General features: G+C 61.0%; 12 protein-coding genes. 10 read left to right on the forward strand and 2 right to left on the reverse strand.

Going from position 1 to position 16667, the window contains the following annotated elements; all coding sequences use genetic code 11:
• Positions 1-33: 33 nt before the first annotated feature.
• The 8 genes from D9M09_RS03775 to D9M09_RS03810 all read left to right on the forward strand — a co-directional run bounded on the left by D9M09_RS03775 (position 34) and on the right by D9M09_RS03810 (position 10335).
• On the forward strand, positions 34-1029 hold the full coding sequence (locus D9M09_RS03775) for an extracellular catalytic domain type 1 short-chain-length polyhydroxyalkanoate depolymerase (protein WP_070310547.1): 996 nt from the start codon (positions 34-36) through the stop codon (positions 1027-1029).
• A gap of 75 nt (positions 1030-1104) precedes the next feature.
• A complete protein-coding gene (locus D9M09_RS03780; RefSeq protein WP_162995558.1) occupies positions 1105-1968 on the forward strand; it encodes a hypothetical protein in 864 nt (287 codons plus the stop codon).
• An 81-nt stretch (positions 1969-2049) separates the two neighbouring features.
• Positions 2050-4845 carry a type VI secretion system Vgr family protein gene (locus D9M09_RS03785; RefSeq protein ID WP_121668609.1) on the forward strand — a complete coding sequence of 932 codons (2796 nt, stop codon included), beginning with the start codon at positions 2050-2052 and terminating at the stop codon, positions 4843-4845.
• 18 nt (positions 4846-4863) lie between these two features.
• Entirely contained in the window at positions 4864-7134 is a 2271-nt protein-coding gene (locus D9M09_RS03790; RefSeq protein ID WP_121668610.1) for a T6SS effector phospholipase Tle3 domain-containing protein, read from the forward strand.
• A gap of 80 nt (positions 7135-7214) precedes the next feature.
• Positions 7215-8834 (forward strand): type VI lipase adapter Tla3 domain-containing protein, encoded by a 1620-nt coding sequence (locus D9M09_RS03795; RefSeq protein ID WP_121668611.1) that lies wholly within the window; start codon positions 7215-7217, stop codon positions 8832-8834.
• 13 nt (positions 8835-8847) lie between these two features.
• On the forward strand, positions 8848-9114 hold the full coding sequence (locus D9M09_RS03800; RefSeq protein ID WP_070310542.1) for a PAAR domain-containing protein: 267 nt from the start codon (positions 8848-8850) through the stop codon (positions 9112-9114).
• A gap of 85 nt (positions 9115-9199) precedes the next feature.
• Positions 9200-9862, forward strand: a complete 663-nt coding sequence (locus D9M09_RS03805) for a hypothetical protein (RefSeq protein WP_162995559.1) — start codon at positions 9200-9202, stop codon at positions 9860-9862.
• A gap of 38 nt (positions 9863-9900) precedes the next feature.
• Positions 9901-10335, forward strand: a complete 435-nt coding sequence (locus tag D9M09_RS03810; RefSeq protein WP_070218165.1) for a DUF695 domain-containing protein — start codon at positions 9901-9903, stop codon at positions 10333-10335.
• Here D9M09_RS03810 and bla read toward each other — a convergent pair whose 3' ends face one another.
• Positions 10336-11229, reverse strand: coding sequence for a class A beta-lactamase (gene bla / locus D9M09_RS03815; RefSeq protein WP_070218164.1), 894 nt, complete (start codon positions 11227-11229; stop codon positions 10336-10338).
• A complete protein-coding gene (locus D9M09_RS03820; RefSeq protein ID WP_121668613.1) occupies positions 11222-13897 on the reverse strand; it encodes a hybrid sensor histidine kinase/response regulator in 2676 nt (891 codons plus the stop codon). The genes bla and D9M09_RS03820 overlap by 8 nt, the downstream gene beginning before the upstream one ends.
• Between D9M09_RS03820 and D9M09_RS03825 the strand changes: the two genes are divergently transcribed.
• Positions 13896-14105 (forward strand): hypothetical protein, encoded by a 210-nt coding sequence (locus D9M09_RS03825; protein WP_121668614.1) that lies wholly within the window; start codon positions 13896-13898, stop codon positions 14103-14105. The genes D9M09_RS03820 and D9M09_RS03825 overlap by 2 nt on opposite strands.
• Before the next feature lie 307 nt (positions 14106-14412).
• A complete protein-coding gene (locus tag D9M09_RS03830; protein WP_121668615.1) occupies positions 14413-16644 on the forward strand; it encodes a TonB-dependent receptor in 2232 nt (743 codons plus the stop codon).
• Positions 16645-16667 lie beyond the last annotated feature (23 nt).

Raw genomic sequence — 16667 nt, forward strand, 5'->3', positions numbered from 1 at the left:
GTTTTCGTCGTGAATAATAATCAGGAGACTGGCATGGCACATCTGCATCAGCAACTGCGTCACTTGTTATCTGCACTCATCGCCGCCTGCGGCTTGCTGGCCGCGCTGCCGGCTTCCGCCGGGCAGTGGGACTTCGGCCTGTACGCGAGCCTGTGGGGCTCGCGCGAATACCAGGTCTGGCTGCCGAGCAATTACAATCCGAATACGCCGCTGCCCGTGGTGCTGATGCTGCACGGCTGCGGTTCGGAACCGAACAGCATGGCTGCCGTCAGCCGCTACAACCAGCTGGCCGACAGTGAAAACTTCATCGTCGTCTATCCGCGCCAGAACGTCACGGCCAACCCCATGCGCTGCTGGAATTTCATGTTGCCCTTGAACCAGGAACGGGGCACGGGCGAGCCGGCCGTGCTGATGGGCATCTTGAACAAGGTCAAGAATAACTACGCGGTGCAGGACAGCCGCGTGTACGTGACGGGCATCTCGGCCGGCGGCGCCATGGCGTCCATCATGGCCGCCTGTTATTCCGACGTGTTCGCTGCCGTGATGGTGCATTCGGGCGGCATGTACAAGGGCGCCACCGGCCTGGTCACGGCGGCTGATTCGCTGTTCAACGGCAGCTCCTTCGACCCGAAAGTGCGCGGCAAGGATGCCTGGCGCTGCTCCGGTTCGCCGCGCCGGCTGATGCCGACGATGGTGTTCCACGGCACTTCCGACATCGTCGTCAATCCCGTCAACGGCGAACAGACCATCGAGCAATTCCTGCAGACCAGCGATTACGGCGACGATGGCCTCGACAATGACAGCGTGCGCTACCGTGCCGACAGCATCGTGCGCCAGACGGTGCCGTACGGCCGCAGCTATACCATCGACACCTACCTGCACAACGGCGCCGTCATCGCGCAAAAGTACACGGTCGAGGGCATGAACCACGCGTGGAGCGGCGGCCCTCCCGGCTGGCCATTCAGCGATGAGCTGGGCCCGGACGCCACCGTGATCAGCTGGAACTTCTTCAAGAATTACCAGCGCTGATGCTGTAAGGAAATTGATAGCTTGTACAATGGGGCGCAGCGATTGCGCCCCATTTTTATGCCCGTGAAAGATCCCATGCCTGCTTGCCGTTTGCTGTCCTGTCTTGCCGTTGTATTGCTGTCCGCCTGCGCCGGCACCGGCCCGTCCGCGCCATCGGCGGCCGACCTGCAAGCGTTCGAGCGTGCCGCCCAGCAAGACAGCATGCGCAGCGAGTGCGACTGGAACGTGCGTTATGCGCCCGTCGCGCCCAGGGACGCCAGCGTGGCGCAATTGCAGGCCATCGCCACGGCGCGCCTGGCGGCCCTGCAACTGGCGCCCGCCTGGACCTTGTCCATGCCCGGCAGCGAGGCGCACGCCTTCAGTGACTCGGAGCAAGACCGTGCCGGGCTGCAATTGCTGCTCAGCATCGTCTTGCCAGCCATGGAGCGCTACCCGGCCGGCGTCTTCGCGCGCACGGGCTTGCGCCACGTCGTGTTGGTGAAGGATTTGAGCGTGGACGGCCAGCGCCGCCTGGCCATGCCGGCGCCGGACATCGACAGCGTCGTCTACGCCGACAACCTGCTGGCCGCCCTGTGTCCATCCGGCATGGAGCTGCGCGTGCACCACGAGTATTACCACTTCATCGAATACCGGCTGTTCAACGATTTCTATTACCGCGACCCCGCCTGGCTGGCCCTGAATCCGGCTGGCACAGCCTACGGCCAGGGCGGCGCCACGGCCTACGGCAAGGGTTTCCAGAACCTGGGCCACCCGCAGCCCGGGTTGGTGAGCCTGTACGCCGCCTACGGTCCCGAGGAAGACAAGGCGGAGGTGTTCGGCTGGATGATGGCGCCGGCGTATGCGCTGAGGCTGCAGCAGTGGACGGCGTTTGATCCCACCCTGCTGGCGAAGCGGCAAAGATTGATGGAAGTATTGGGAACCTTGGAGAATTCTTACTAAATATCAAGTATTTCCTTGCCGTCCCATGGCATTGTCGTTTCTCCAGCTTGATTAAATGCAAGTAAGAATGAGGAGAACGCCATGGACGGTGATGAGTCGATATCGGGTGGCGAACGTCCCTTGCGCCTGCGCCTGGGCGTATCCCCAAAGGTGCCCGCCGGTGCGCTGATACCGCAGCGCGTCGCCGGAAGCGAGGCCATCTGTGGCGGGATCGAATACCGTGTGCTGTGCGTCTCGACGCATGCGGATTTGCCGCTGAGCAGTTTCATCGCCTTACCCGCCGCTATCGATATCGTCACCGACCAGGGGAAGTTGCGCAGCATCTGCGGCATCGTTACGCAAGCGAGTGCCGGTGACGGCGATGGCGCGCTGGCCAGCTATCAGCTGGTGCTGACGGACGCCTTCGCCATCATGGAAAAGCGCAGCAATACGCGTGTTTTCCGGCGCCTGACGGATATCGAGATCATCAAGATCCTGCTCGACGAATGGATACGCAGCAATTCCGTGCTGGGGCATGCCTTCCAGTATGTGTTTGCCGATTTCTTCGAGGCACAGACGTATCCACAGCGCGAATTTGTCATGCAGCACAATGAGTCCGATGCGGCCTTCGTCCGGCGCCTGCTCAAGCGCAGCGGCGTCGCCTGGTTTTTTCGAGCGGAAGGCAATGCGGATGCGCATGCCGAGCCGGCACATACCCTGGTGCTGTTCAACCATGCCGATGGCTTGCGGAAAAACATGGCCGATACCGTGCGCTATCACGCGGACCGCGCGACGGAACAGCGCGACACCCTGACGTCGTGGAACGAAGTCCGCAAGTTGCAGGCGGGCAAGGTGACGCGCCATAGCTGGAATGAGGAACATCCACGCGCGCGGCCGTTCATGACTGCCGACGCCATGGGGCAGGGCCGGCAAGGCATGCATGGCAATGCCGTTGCCGCCAGCCTCGATGATTACCGCGTGCTGCCGCCACGTGCGGGGAGCGATCATGATGCCTTGTGCCAGTTGGGCATGCTGGCCATGCAGCAGCATGACTACGAAAGCCATTGTTTTCATGCCGAGGGCAGCGTGCGCGACCTGTGTCCGGGCGAATACTTTAGCCTGGCCGAACATCCCGATATCGACGCACTTCCGCCGGCCGAGCGCGATTTTGTCGTGACGGCGCTACAGGTGGCGGCGCAGAATAATTTACCCCGGGAACTGGCCGCCAGGGTGGCGCGTTTGTTCGCGCGCAATCGCTGGCTGGCCGATGATGCATCGCTGCCGCAGCGCGAACTGGCGACGGCGGTGGACGATGGCCCCTTGCGCATGCATATCGAATTGAGCGCTGTGCGGCGCGGCGTGGCCATCGTTCCGGCCTACGACACGCGCATCGACCTGCCGCCAGTTACCATGCAAAGCGCCGTGGTGGTGGGGCCGGCGAATGAAGAGGTTCATTGCGACGCCATGGGCCGGGTCAAGGTGCGTTTTCCCGCCACGCGCAAGGTGGACCATGAGCATGCAGGCGGCACGGGCGCATCCGACACGGATGCCGATTCGGCCTGGGTAAGAGTCGCGTCGAGCTGGGCGGGAAGCGGACCTGGCAGCATGCAGCCGTGCGGCTATCTGGGCTTGCCCCGCGTGGGCAGCGAAGTCCTGCTGGCTTTCCTCGGCGGCGACCCGGACCGGCCCATCATCGTGGGACAGCTGTACAACCACAGTGCGTTGCCGATCGCATTGAGCAAGGCGGGCGACTTGCCCGGCAACCGTTATTTGTCCGGCATCCAGAGCCGCGAGATCAAGGGCACACGTGGCAACCAGCTGCGTTTCGATGATGTGCATGGGCAAATCAATGCCCAGCTTGCCAGCGACCATGGCTCCACCCAGCTCAACCTGGGCTGGCTGACGCAGGACCGGCGCAATGGCCAGGGAGAGGCGCGCGGCGAGGGCGCCGAGCTGCGTACCGATGAGCAACTGGCGATGCGGGCGGGCAAGGGCATGCTGATTTCGGCCTGGAAGCGCCTGAACGGCGACGGCGGGCACATGGCACGCAGCGAATATCTGGGGCTGATGGAAAATTGCCTGGAATTGTTTCGCTCGCTGGGCAGCTATGCTGCCACGCATCAGGCGCTGGAGAATACGGATGAAGCGCAGCAGGAGCTGCAGCACAGCTTGAAAAGCTGGGAAGGTGGCAGCAATACGCAGCCCCGTGCCGAGCTGGGCGGTGCGGCGGCGATTGCTGTCACGGCGCCGGCCGGCATCAGCTTTGCCAGTTCGAAGGCCATCATCAGCTATGCCGCCGGCAGCATCGATACGGTGGCGCAGCAGCATCTGCAAGCGGTGGCGGGCCAGCGCTACAGTGTGAACGCCGGCAAGGGCATTTCGCTGTTTGCCCATGCGGATGGCATCCGCGCCATCGCCCACCATGGCAAGTTCCTGCTGCAAAGCCAGCATGACGACATGGACCTCAACGCGGCGAAAAATTTGAAGCTCACCGCCAGCGAGGGCAAGCTGACGGGCATGGCCGATGAAATTGTGTTGATTTCCAAGCATGGCGCTTTCATCCGCATCGGCGACGGCATCACCTTTGGCAGCAAGTCGCCACTGAACTTCAATGCACCCAATTTCGTCTTCAATGACCCGCAAAGCATGGTAGTGCAATTACCAAGCTTTGCCGAGGGCAAGGCCGACCAGCAATTCATTTTTCAATATGAGGGCGACGACAGTCCCGCCGATGGCGTGCCGCCAGCTCCCCAGCTGGCGCCGCAAGCCCAGTTTGCCGTGAAGCTGGAAGATGGCTCGTCGGCCGATGGCCGCAGCGACGGGGACGGCAAGACGGAGGTGCTGGAGCGCGCGGCCATGCACCTGGCCGCCATCGAAGTGTTCAACAACAAGGATTGATGACGCCAGGAGAGTGCAATGGGCAGCTATCCGAAAGTGCCGTACGTGGTGGGCGAAGACGTGACGCTCCTGCATTGCGAACGCAGCGTCTGCAAGAAGGTGAAAATACGCCGCAACTTGCCGGGCAATATCATCGTTATTCACGGCGTCAACGATGTGGGCGTCAGCTACAAGGCGGTGGAGCATGGCTTGTGCGAGGGATTGACGCAAAGGCTGGGCCGCGGCTTTACGCCAGCTTCTTACCGCATGCCTGTGGCGGCGGACAAGGACAGGCTGGAAGACGATCCCGACGCCGTGTTCTTCAAGCGCACTATCGCCAAGGATACCAACAGCCCCGTGATCCCGTTTTACTGGGGCTACCGTGAAGTGGGAGTGAAATGCAAAACGATCAACGGCCAGTTTGTTGACCGCTACGGCAACCGCCTCGACAAGGACCTGTCCAAGGAAGGCGGTCCCTTCGGCAACGCCACCAGCAGCTTGCCCGACATGTGGCGTCCGGGTATCTATGCGCCTGCGGATCCCATGGGCGATGCCTTGCGTCCATTGAGGACGGCGCCTGGCCGCATGTACATGGTATTGGCGGCCCAGCGTCTGGCCGCACTGATTTCCATGATCCGCGATTATGATGCTGACGATACTGTCAGCATCGTCGCGCACAGCCAGGGTTGCCTGCTGTCGCTGCTGGCCCAAGCCATGCTGATGGAAAAGGGGCTGGCGCCGGCCGATAATTTGATACTCACGCATCCGCCGTACAGCCTGGTGGACAGCCTGCCTCTGCTGATGCGAGGCGCGGCCTGGTTCGACGGCGGCGAGGATGCGGCGATGAAGCCTTATTACCATTTGCTCAGTGGTGCGCAGACCATGGGCGCGCGCCTGAAGACTTTGGCGAATATCGTGGCCGGTGTGGCAAAGGGCACTGGCCAGGCCTGCCAGCCGCCGTTTGCCGACTTGAAGAAGGACGAACATCGTGGCATGGTCGGCAGCCGCTGGCAGAGTGCCGACGACCGCGACAATCGCCGCAAAGTTTATCTGTATTTTTGTCCCGAAGACATGACGGTGGCACTGGATAATATCCAGGGCATGGGGTGGGATGGAGTACCGGATTATGCATCGGGAAGTGAACTCATGGAAGAAGAGGAGACGTCCAGCATTGATGGAAACAGCGTTTTTACTGGACATACCCGCATCGTGGAACGCGAGCAGGTACGCAATGCGCTGGTGGAACTGGGCGGCAGATTTTATCAGCGGATATTCAGCAACAAGACCAGGCTGGATCCGGCCACTGGAAAGACCACGGTGTCGTTGGTAGGCAAACCGCCGCCTTTTGACTTTCCACTGCGTCTCAAGACAGAAAGCGAACAGGCACACGTCGATGTTTCATTACGAAAATACCGTGCGCAACACAAGGCGGTGGCCTGGCCTATCAATACCAGGTTGAGCAAGACGGAACAGCGTAACGGCATACGTACCATCACTGGCGAAACATTGAAACAGCCGGTGCCGGCCGATTTGCGCGGCACCTCGCAAATCGATTCGCCCAATATTCCCAAAACTTCCATGATGCGTAACCGTAAACCTGAAGATCAGGGACCTGTGGAAGAAGTCGATCCCTGCGATGCATCAGTGGCACTTACCAGTGGAAGCGGCCTGCACACAAGCGTCGAGGATCGCCCGGATCCGGCTGGCTATCGCCGCTTTCCGGAGCGCGATGAAGCCATACGCGGGGCCGAATTAGCCTTGATGACGACTGCCTATAACAAGGAAAAGAAACTCGATGGCAAAGGGCCGCTCGATCAACGCAACGTTATTGCCGCCACCCGCTACACGGACGGAAATGTCTTGGCAACCATCCAGGAAAGCCCGAATGAGGCACGCTTGCGCTGGCAGCGGGAGGTCAGCGCCAAGTCTTTTCATAGTTCTATTATCGGTAGCGCGAAGAATCATAGTCAAGTGACCGCGTATGACGTGGCGATTGGCAGCGGCAAGGCTAGTTCGGATCCGCAGTTTTATGCGTATTTATGTGCGGTGGCGGATTGGCGGGTGAAGAACCTAAAGAGCAATGAAAAAGGGCGCAATGGAATACGGATAAAAGAAAAGTTCATATTGGAGTTTGCGCCATATTTGTCCGTCGAGCCTGCCTGGAGAAGTGCCGTGATCAATGGCACCATTAACTATTACAACACTGGAGTTTTGCCCGCAGGATTACCCTTGCTATCAGGGCCATTGTGGAAAATTGTAGTGTCACAAACAAAAAATACAAAAATAGTGACTGAAAAAAAAGCGAAATAAATGGATTGTCGTAGCCCCGTCGGTAATAATTTTCTTCCGACTATTGTTCCTTCGAAACTGCAGGCCGAAAGGTGATAATCATGATGACGCTTCGTTGGTTGGGAATATCAATAGTTGTTGTAATTTTATTTTTTGGTTTGTTATGGCTCAGTGCCTTATCGAAGAGCCAGGCGCGTGAAATTGCGTCACAGTTGCAGGCGCAACAGCCAAAGAAACCTATGGAGCCAGAGCAAGAGTACGTGCTGGAAGTGATCGGATTGGGAGTGACGCTGGATAAATATCGTCAGGGCAAATTGTGGGAGGCCTTGCAAAAAGGAAGTGCTTACACCAGCATACGCGAACAAGATCCCAAGAAATACCCGTGGACGGGCGATGACAAGGACGGGGAAGGTGGCAGCAGGGCCTATGACGCGCTGGAAAATGGTGTAAATTTTACCCCATTATACTGGGGGCTGCCATCGTTCTATGCAGGTACTCCCATCCTTGACCCGGCGGCACAACCGAGCTTAACTGAGCCGATGGCGGGACTCGTGGCTGGCGCTGGCACATCTGGAATGGCTTGGCACTTGTTTTCGATTGCTTCCTGGAAGCTGGATGAGCATCCTGACCAATTGCTGATTGATGTGTTTGATTTTTTCGATAGGCATCCTGATGTACCCTACATCGTTTTACATTCCGAGGACAGTGTTGGCACGCGGGATGGCAACCGGAAGCCAGGCACTGCAAGGAAATTGGTAAACGGATATTTCATTCCTGATATGCCTGATGCCACGGCAGTATTTATCCTGGCACGGCGCGAACGTGTTGATTTTTTGCGGCCAGCGATATGGGACGATCCCGGAAATAAGTTCGTACAAGAGCAATTCAGAGCGATGTATTATCAATTGATGGAATCTCTGGCGAAACCAGATAAGGAACTAGGAGCGGAATTTCCTCCCATACCTCGCCAACCCACCGTCGCCGAATGGCTCGCCGCTGCCGCCTCTTTCGCCCAGCGGCCCGATATCCGTGGCGTCGGCTTGCACACCTTCGATAAACTCAATCCCTGGGAAAATCGTCCGCCGCGCGACTGGAAGCCGACGCCGTGGTTCCCCATTCCGTGGAACCGGGAACAGATGGAAACCTTCGACCGATTGCCTTCGTTTGGATTCGTGCACAGGCCCGTGTTCGTCAAGTTCGCGGATGAGGAAGGCAAGCCCGTCACGCGGCGCGATGCGCGCCAGAAGATATTCAATGCAGGCTGGCAGCAGGCGCTGCAGACCTTGCCGGAAGCCGAGCGCGGCAAGGGGCCTTCGCGCATCGTGGCCGGTACGGGAAACCAGCCGGAACAGTCGCTGATGTTGGAAAGCATGCTGCATGACTATGCGGCACAGGGTGGCCCCGAAATCGACAGCAGCAAGAGCGCGCAGTTCATCAATACTGATCTTCGCCTGGGCAACACGGGCGCGGCCACGTGGTTCATGCAGATGGCCATCGGCGTGATGGGCAGCTACCGCGATGGCGGCGCCAGTGCGGCGATTAATTTACGCGACAGTAACGAGGCCAGCATTATTTTTATTACGCCACCATCGGATGCCAAACGTCAGCAGCAGGATGCCAATGGTGATATCTTCCGCAGCCGCATCACGCCGGCCGTCGATCCGGCCAACTACGTGGCGCCATCGGTGGAAGCCATCCTGGAAAGCTCGGCGGGCAAGTAGAACGGGAGGTAGCATGCGCAAAGTCATCCGTTTGGGCGACGCAACGTCGCATGGCGGCAAGGTGCTCAGTTGTGCCGCCACGCACTTCACGGTCAATGGTATCGCTGTCGCCTGCGTCGGGGACTTGTGCAGTTGCCCCATCAAGGGGCACCAAGGCTGCAAGATTGCCAGCGGCTCGTCCCGGCATAGCATCAACGGCATCGCCATCGCCTTCGAAGGCGATACCACCACTTGCGGCGCCAAGCTGCTGGCTGGCGGCGTCAACTTCCACACGTCCTGACGCCGCGTCCTCCCGGTATTTCCTGCTAACTATATAATCGGCGCTTGGGCGATACCCGCCTCTGAACGTCGATTGAAGGAATGCCATGCCAGGATATTTGGTGCGCCCCTTGGCGCTGTGTGTAATGTCGGCCGCGTGCCTCTCTGCCAGTGCCGCCGAGGCGGTGGCGGTGGATGCGCAGCAGCGCGCGTCCTTGCTGGAGTTTTATGCGCAGCAATATCCGGGCGAGCCGGCCACGCGCACCGTGTTCGAGAGCGTGCCCGTGGTCGGCGGCCGCGGCCGCGAAGTGGTGGGCAGCGTGGAAACGCCGCCGTATCGCGGCCATGGCGCGCTGTGCCGGACGCAGCGCACCAAGTTCGTGCTGCATGGCGAAGGCAAGCAGGCGCGCTGGCAGGAGGCGGGCATGGAGTATTACGCCTGGCTCGACCGTGGCACTTGCCGCGCGGTGGCCGAACCTGTGCGCATGCTGCAGCGCGTGCCCGATGTGGAACTGGAAGGCGTGTTGCTGTACCAGAAACCGCTGCTGGAGCGGGCGCGATTATTGATGGCGGGTAACACGGCCTGCGCGCCGCTACGGGCGCTGAAATTTACGCTGGCAGCCGTCGACGTGGGCGCCGCCGCCCCGCGCGCCGAAGAGCGCTACGCGCTGGTGTTCAAGAGCGACCGCGACAGCTACACCCGCGTCTGGCTGCGCAAGAGCGGTGCCCAGTATGACGCCTGGAATGTGACTTGCCCGCCAGTGCTGTAAGCTGCGCTCCCTCGATTTATTTTTTGACTATTGTAACCATGAACGAAAATTCCACTTCCGCCCGCAGCTGGGGCACCATCGTCACGCATAGCGACGAGATGGCCATCATCTACCGCTATGTCGACACCTTCCATGACGACTGGGACCTGTCGTCGCAGCCGGACCGCATCATCATCGCCTGGCGCTATGAGGACGAGACGGGCATGCCCGCGCCGAACGAGCGCGAGCACATGGAGGAGCTGGAAGCGGCGCTGGCGCCCGTGGTGGAAGAAGAGGGTTTCGCCACCCTGGCGCTCGTATCGACGGGCGAAAACTTGCGCGAATGGATTTATTACACGCAGTCGGGCGAAGAATTCTTCAATCGCCTGAACACGGCGCTGGCCTCGCGCCCGAAATTTCCGATTGAAATCCGCAGCGCGGCCGATCCCGCCTGGTCGACTTATGCCGGCTTCATGGCCGCCCTGCCCAAGTAATTACGCCAGCGCGGCCGTCACGATGCGCGTGGCGGCCGTGATGATGTCCTGATTCGTGTCCGCGTTTTTCTGTTCGCGCGTGTAGTACACGGCGATGAGCAGCGGCGCGCCGCTGGGCGGGTAGGCCACGCCGATGTCGTTGACGCTGCCATAGGCGCCCGAGCCCGTTTTATCGGCTACTTGCCAGCCGGCCGGCACGCCGGCGCGGATGCGTTTGTCGCCCGTGGTGTTGCCGCGCATCCATGTGGCCAGTTGCTGGCGCTGCGGCGCCGGCAAGCTATTTTCCAATAACACTTGTTGCAAGCTGTGCGCCATCGACGCAGGGCTGGCCGTGTCGCGCATTTCGCCGGGGATGGCGCTATTCAATTCTGTTTCCCAGCGTTCCAGCTGGAATACCGTATTGCCGATGCTGCGTGCAAACGCCGTCACGGCTTGCGGCCCGCCCAATATTTTCATCAGGAAATTGGCCGCGCTATTGTCGCTGTACTGCAACGTGGCGGCGCACAGCTCGGCCACGCGCATGCCATCGGCCAGATGTTTTTCCGTGATGGGCGAATAGGTGACCAGTTCTTTTTTCTCGTAACGCACGAGCTGTTCCAGCAAGCCCGGCTGGCTGACGCTGCGGGCCAGCACTGCGGCCGCCAGCATGGCCTTGAAGGTGCTGGCCAGGGGGAAGCGTTCGTCGGCGCGGTAGGCAACGCGCAGCTCGCTGCCCTGGCGCCAGGCGGCAACGCCGAGGCGTCCGCCTGCGGCCTGTTCCAGCGCGGCCAGCTGCGTGTGGGCGCTGGCGATGCTGGTGGCGGGTGCGGCAAACAGCAGCGGTGCCGGGCACAGCAGGGTGGCGCCAGCGGCCAGCAGGAGGGTGCGGCGGACGTGGTTCGGGGAGTCAGTCATGGTCTGTAGGTATTTTCGGAGTGGAAAGGGTGGCCAGCAGTTCGCCGATGGCGAGCAGGTTGGCCGGCTTGGTCAGGTGGTGGTCGAAACCGGCCGCGCTCGATTGACTGCGGTCGTTTTCGGCGCCCCAGCCCGTCAATGCGACGAGCACGACCTTGGCGCCGGCCGGTATCCGGCGCAGCGCGCGCGCCACTTCGTAGCCGTTCATGCCGGGCAGCCCGATATCGAGGAAGATGACGTCTGGCAAAAATTGCGGCGCCACGGCCAGCGCCTGCGCGCCATCGTGGGCTACGTGCGTGGCATGGCCCATCATGTCGAGCACGGCGGCAAGGGTTTCGGCCGCATCGACGTTGTCGTCGACCACCAGTACGCGGAAATGGCGGCCGCTGGCGGCGGGGGCGGGCGCGTCCGGTGCGGCGGGGGCTGGGGCTTCCTCCTTCAGCAGCGGCAGGCGCACGGTAAACGTGCTGCCCAGGCCGGCGCCGGGACTGGCCGCCGTGGCGCTGCCGCCATGCAATTCGGCCAGGCGCCGTACCAGCGACAGGCCGATGCCCAGGCCGCCCTGGGCGCGGCCCATGTTTTGTCCCACCTGGGTAAACATGTCGAAGACGGTGGCGATCGACTCGGCGGGAATGCCCACGCCGCTGTCTTCCACCTCGATCAAGACCTCGTTGCCGTTGCGTACCGCGCGCAAGGCGATGTGGCCGCCGGCGGGCGTGTACTTGGCGGCATTGTTGAGTAAGTTGCCCAGCACTTGCGCCAGCCGCGTGGGGTCGGCCTCGAGCGGCAACGCCTGCTCGTCGAGCGTCACCTGCAACTGGTGATGGCTCGCTTCGATCAGCGGCATGCTCGTTTCCACGGCGCTGGCGATGATGGTTTTCAAGTCCGTGCGTTCGAGCTTGAGCTCGATCTGGCCCCGCGTGATGCGCGCCACGTCCAGCAAGTCGTTGACCAGGTGCACCATCTGATTGACTTGCCGCTCCATCACGTCGCGCACGCGCGCCACGGTGGCGGGCTTGTCGGCGGCCAGGCGCATGATTTGCAAGCCGTTGCGGATCGGTGCCAGCGGATTGCGCAGTTCGTGCGCCAGGGTGGCGAGGAATTCCGTCTTGCGCCGGTCCATCTCGGACAGGTTGTCGGCCAGCTGGCGCAGCTGCTGTTCCGAGCGCTTGCGCTCGCTGATGTCGCTGAACAGCACCGTCAGCAGGCGGCTGCCGGGGCCGCCGAGGCGCGCCGCAAAAACTTCGAACCAGCGTTCCATGGCCACGGCTTCGTTTTCGTAGCGCACGGGCTCGCCCGTCTTGACGACCTGGTCGTACAGGTCGAACCAGTGCTGGTCATGGTCGGGCACGAAGCTGCGGATGGTCTTGCCGATGGCATTGTCGAGGCCCGACTGCTTGACGAAGGCGGCGTTGCCTTCCAGGTAGCGGAAGTCCACGGGGCGGCCCTGCTCGTCGTACAGCATTTCAATGACGCAAAAGGCCTGGTCCATCAGCTCGATCAGAGTGCGGTAGCGTTCCTCGCTGCGCCGTAGCGCATCTTCCACCTGTTTCTGGCGCGTGATGTCGAGCAGCACGCCGGGCAATTGCAAGGGGGTGCCATCGGGCGCATATTCCGCGCGGCCCCGCGCGATGACCGAGCGGTACTGACCATCGCCGGCAGCGACGCGGTAGCTGGCCTCGAACGGTGCGTGCGCGTGCAGCGCATGGGCAATTTGCGCGCTGACTTGCTCGCGGTCATCGGGATGGATGATGTCCAGGTAGCGCGCCAACGGCGCCGCCGTGGTCGCATCGGCATTGACGGGGAACAGGCGCGCCATATTGCTGTCGGCCGTCACGCGGTCGGCAACGATGTCCCAGTTCCAGGTGGCCACTTCGCCGGCCGCCAGGGTCAGGCGCAGGGTTTCCTCGTTCTGCTTGCTGGCCGTCAGGTCGAGCGAGATGCCGGACAGGGCGATCACGTTGCCGGCGCCGTCGCTGGCGCAGGTGCCGCGCATGTGCGCCCAGTGCAGTGCGCCATCTGGCCAGCGCACGCGGATATCGATCTCGAAATCGCTGGCGCTGGCAATGGCTGCATGCACCACCGCTTGCCATTGCTGCAGATCGCCGTCGAGCATGGCACCCGTCAGCTGCGCATAATCGATGTGGCTGTCAGGTGGCAGGCCCAGATTGGCCTTGAACGCATCGGAGCCGGCCATACTGCCGCTGCCCAGGTCGATCTCCCACGTGCCCATGCGGCCGCCCTGCATGGCCAGGCGCAGCCGCTGTTCCGTCTGCCGCTGCTGCGTCACGTCGCAATGCGAGCCCAGCCATTCAACGATGCTGCCGTCGGGCGCCAGCACGGGCAGCATGCGCACGAGCATGTTGCGGTAGCTGCCGCTGACGTGGCGCAGCCGGTATTCCGCCTCGAACACGGTCGTCAGATGCGACGGCATGACGTAAGGCAAGTTGCGGTCGTCCGGATGCAGGGCATTGAGCCAGCCGCGGCCCCGCAGTTCGGCTTCCGTCTGGCCCGTGAAGGCGCGCCAGGACGGCTGGTCGGTATCGAACTGGCCGAAGGTTTTCGTGCTCCAGACGATGTCGCAATGGGCGCCCAGCAGCCTATGCGCGGCCTGCGCGGCGGCGGGGGAGGAAATGATGTCGTGGCTGTGCTGGCTCGGTTCTGGCATGGATAAGGTCGGCAATGGTGCGGCGCGCCGCCGCTGCACTGGGATGGGGCAGCACGGCAAGCTCAAGTATGGCGATATTACAGTCAAATACCGGCCGGAGCCTGTCTTGCAGGCAGCATTTCGCCGCCGCGGCGCAACGGCGGCGCCAGGGCCGGAAAATGGGCAAAACAGCAAGCTCCTGAGCGTATTGTGGCTGAATAACCACTAGTCAGGCTTTTATGTTGGTGAATAAATATTTTACATAACAATATTCTTGCAGCGCATAAGCCGCTTGAATTAAATTGGCGCCTTACTTAAAAGTTGGTGTTCATCAGACATCCGAGAGATGCGGCCGGAACCGCTGTCAACTTGAGTGACAGCCAGGACAGAGCCAGTGACGCCGAGAGCGGGGGAACATCCGCTCGCGCTGCTGCACCGTGATGGTGCAAACGATCGTCCAGCGCCGTATATAACCCGGAGACAGGTTGCAAGAAAGACAGATTTCGCAATTCTTTTTTAAACTTCTGGGAAACCACATGATCAAGATGTCCAAGATGCACAAGCGTTTGTGCGCCAAAAGCGCTGCTATGCTGGCACTGTCCGCTGCCTTGCCTATCGGCTCGGCTTATGCTGATGAAGTCGCTGCTGATACGACCCCTGCCGCCAGCCAGCTGGAAACCGTGACCGTGACGGCACAGCGCCGCAAGGAAAATATCCGCGACGTGCCCGTTTCCGTGTCGCTGCTGCGCGACGAGAAGCTCGACGTGCTCGTGTCCAGCGGCCAGGATATCCGCGTGCTGGCCGGCAAAGTGCCGAGCCTGAACGTGGAATCGTCGAATGGCCGCACCTTCCCCCGCTTCTACATCCGCGGCTACGGCAATACCGACTTCAACATCTTTGCATCGCAACCTGTTTCCCTGATTTACGACGATGTCGTGCAAGAAAATCCCATCCTCAAGGGCTATCCGATTTTCGACGTGGCTGGCGTGGAAGTACTGCGCGGCCCGCAAGGCACCTTGTTCGGCCGCAATACGCCGGCCGGCGTGGTCAAGTTCGAATCCGTCAAGCCGAAGCTGGACAAGGTTGAAGGCTATTACAACGTTTCCGCCGCCACGCACAACACGACCAACTTCGACGGCGCCGTCAACGTGCCGCTGAGCAAAGAATGGGCGCTGCGCTTCTCGACCCTGCGCCAGCACCGCGACGATTACGTCGACAACACATTTACGGGCCAGAAAAACGCGCTGGACGGCTACAACGAACATGCTGAACGCGTGCAATTGCTGTACGCACCGAACACCACGTTCAACGCCCTGTTCAATGTGCACCAGCGCAACACCACGGGCAGCGCGCGCGTTTTCTACGCCAACCTGATCAAGCAGGGCACGAACGACATCGTCGACGGTTTCGACCCGAACAAGTCGTTCACGAATGCGCCGAATTTCCAGCGTCTGCGCACCAACGGCGCCAGCGCCCGCCTGAGCTGGGATCTGGACGGCGTCAAGTTGTACTCGATCACCGGCTTTGAACAGGTCGGCAGTTACGTGTCGCATGGCGACATCGACGGCGGCACGCCGACGGGCCCCGGCTTCATTCCTTTCCAGGTTGAAACGGCCGGCGGCATCACCAGCGTGAAACAATACTCGCAGGAGTTCCGCGCCGAATCGAAAAATGCCGGTCCGCTGAACTGGCAGGCAGGCGTGTACTACTTCAACGAAGATGCCAACGGTTTCACCGACAACTTCGATACCAGCACGCACGTGCTGACCACGCACCTGGCCAGCCGCCAGAAGAACTCGGCCTGGGCCACGTTCGGTTCCGTCAACTACGCCGTCAACGATGACTTCATGCTGCGCGCCGGTTTGCGCTACACCAAGGACAAGAAGGATTTCAACACGGTGGAAGCGACCAACATCGTGCAGGTCAACCCGACCAGCGCCGATGTCAGCAAAGCCAAGGTCAACTGGGACTTGAGCGGTACCTATAAATACAACAAGGACGTGAACTTCTACGCGCGTATCGCCACTGGTTTCCGCGCGCCAAGTATCGCCCCGGCCAGCGACAAGGTGTCCGTGACGGTTGCCGATGCGGAAACCATCACTTCGTACGAAGCCGGTATCAAGGCCGATTTGTTCAACCGCCGCGCCCGCGTCGCGTTCAGCGTGTATGACTACCAGGTGAAAAACCAGCAACTGACGGTGGTGGGCGGCACGTCGAATATCACGCGCCTGATCAATGCAGCCAAGACGAACGGCCGCGGCGCCGAGCTGGAACTGGAAGGCTTTGTCACGCCGAGCCTGAAGATGTCCCTGGGCGGCAGCTACAACTTCACGGAAATCAAGGACCCGAGCCTGTCGATCGCCACCTGCGCGCAAACGCGTTGCACCGTGACGGACCCGCTGACCACCGGCAACCGTGCCATCATCGACGGCAATCCATTGCCGCAAGCGCCGAAGTGGACGATCACCGCCACGGGCCGCTATTCGATCCCGATGGAAAACGGCGAATTCTTCGTCTTCACGGACTGGGCTTACCGCAGCAAGATCAACTTCTTCCTGTATGAGGCAACCGAGTTCACCGGCAAGCCGATGGTCGAAGGCGGCTTGCGCGTGGGTTACACCTGGGATGCCGGCAAGTATGAAGTGGCCGCGTTTGGCCGCAACATCACCGACACCCAGCGTATCACGGGCGCCATCGACTTCAATAACCGCACGGGCTTCATCAATGAGCCACGTCAATTTGGCGTGCAATTCAAAGGCAACTTCTAAGAACACATAAGCAAACCTGCTGC

Source organism: Janthinobacterium agaricidamnosum (genome assembly GCF_003667705.1).
Taxonomy (GTDB): Bacteria; Pseudomonadota; Gammaproteobacteria; order Burkholderiales; family Burkholderiaceae_D; genus Janthinobacterium.

Bases quoted from the DNA above. Each gene is read 5' to 3' on its own strand.
- D9M09_RS03775 (WP_070310547.1), top strand. From the start codon at position 34: ATGGCACATCTGCATCAGCAACTGCGTCACTTGTTATCTGCACTCATC.
- D9M09_RS03780 (WP_162995558.1), top strand. From the start codon at position 1,105: ATGCCTGCTTGCCGTTTGCTGTCCTGTCTTGCCGTTGTATTGCTGTCC.
- D9M09_RS03785 (WP_121668609.1), top strand. From the start codon at position 2,050: ATGGACGGTGATGAGTCGATATCGGGTGGCGAACGTCCCTTGCGCCTG.
- D9M09_RS03790 (WP_121668610.1), top strand. From the start codon at position 4,864: ATGGGCAGCTATCCGAAAGTGCCGTACGTGGTGGGCGAAGACGTGACG.
- D9M09_RS03795 (WP_121668611.1), top strand. From the start codon at position 7,215: ATGATGACGCTTCGTTGGTTGGGAATATCAATAGTTGTTGTAATTTTA.
- D9M09_RS03800 (WP_070310542.1), top strand. From the start codon at position 8,848: ATGCGCAAAGTCATCCGTTTGGGCGACGCAACGTCGCATGGCGGCAAG.
- D9M09_RS03805 (WP_162995559.1), top strand. From the start codon at position 9,200: ATGCCAGGATATTTGGTGCGCCCCTTGGCGCTGTGTGTAATGTCGGCC.
- D9M09_RS03810 (WP_070218165.1), top strand. From the start codon at position 9,901: ATGAACGAAAATTCCACTTCCGCCCGCAGCTGGGGCACCATCGTCACG.
- bla (WP_070218164.1), bottom strand. From the start codon at position 11,229: ATGACTGACTCCCCGAACCACGTCCGCCGCACCCTCCTGCTGGCCGCT.
- D9M09_RS03825 (WP_121668614.1), top strand. From the start codon at position 13,896: ATGGATAAGGTCGGCAATGGTGCGGCGCGCCGCCGCTGCACTGGGATG.
- D9M09_RS03820 (WP_121668613.1), bottom strand. From the start codon at position 13,897: ATGCCAGAACCGAGCCAGCACAGCCACGACATCATTTCCTCCCCCGCC.
- D9M09_RS03830 (WP_121668615.1), top strand. From the start codon at position 14,413: ATGATCAAGATGTCCAAGATGCACAAGCGTTTGTGCGCCAAAAGCGCT.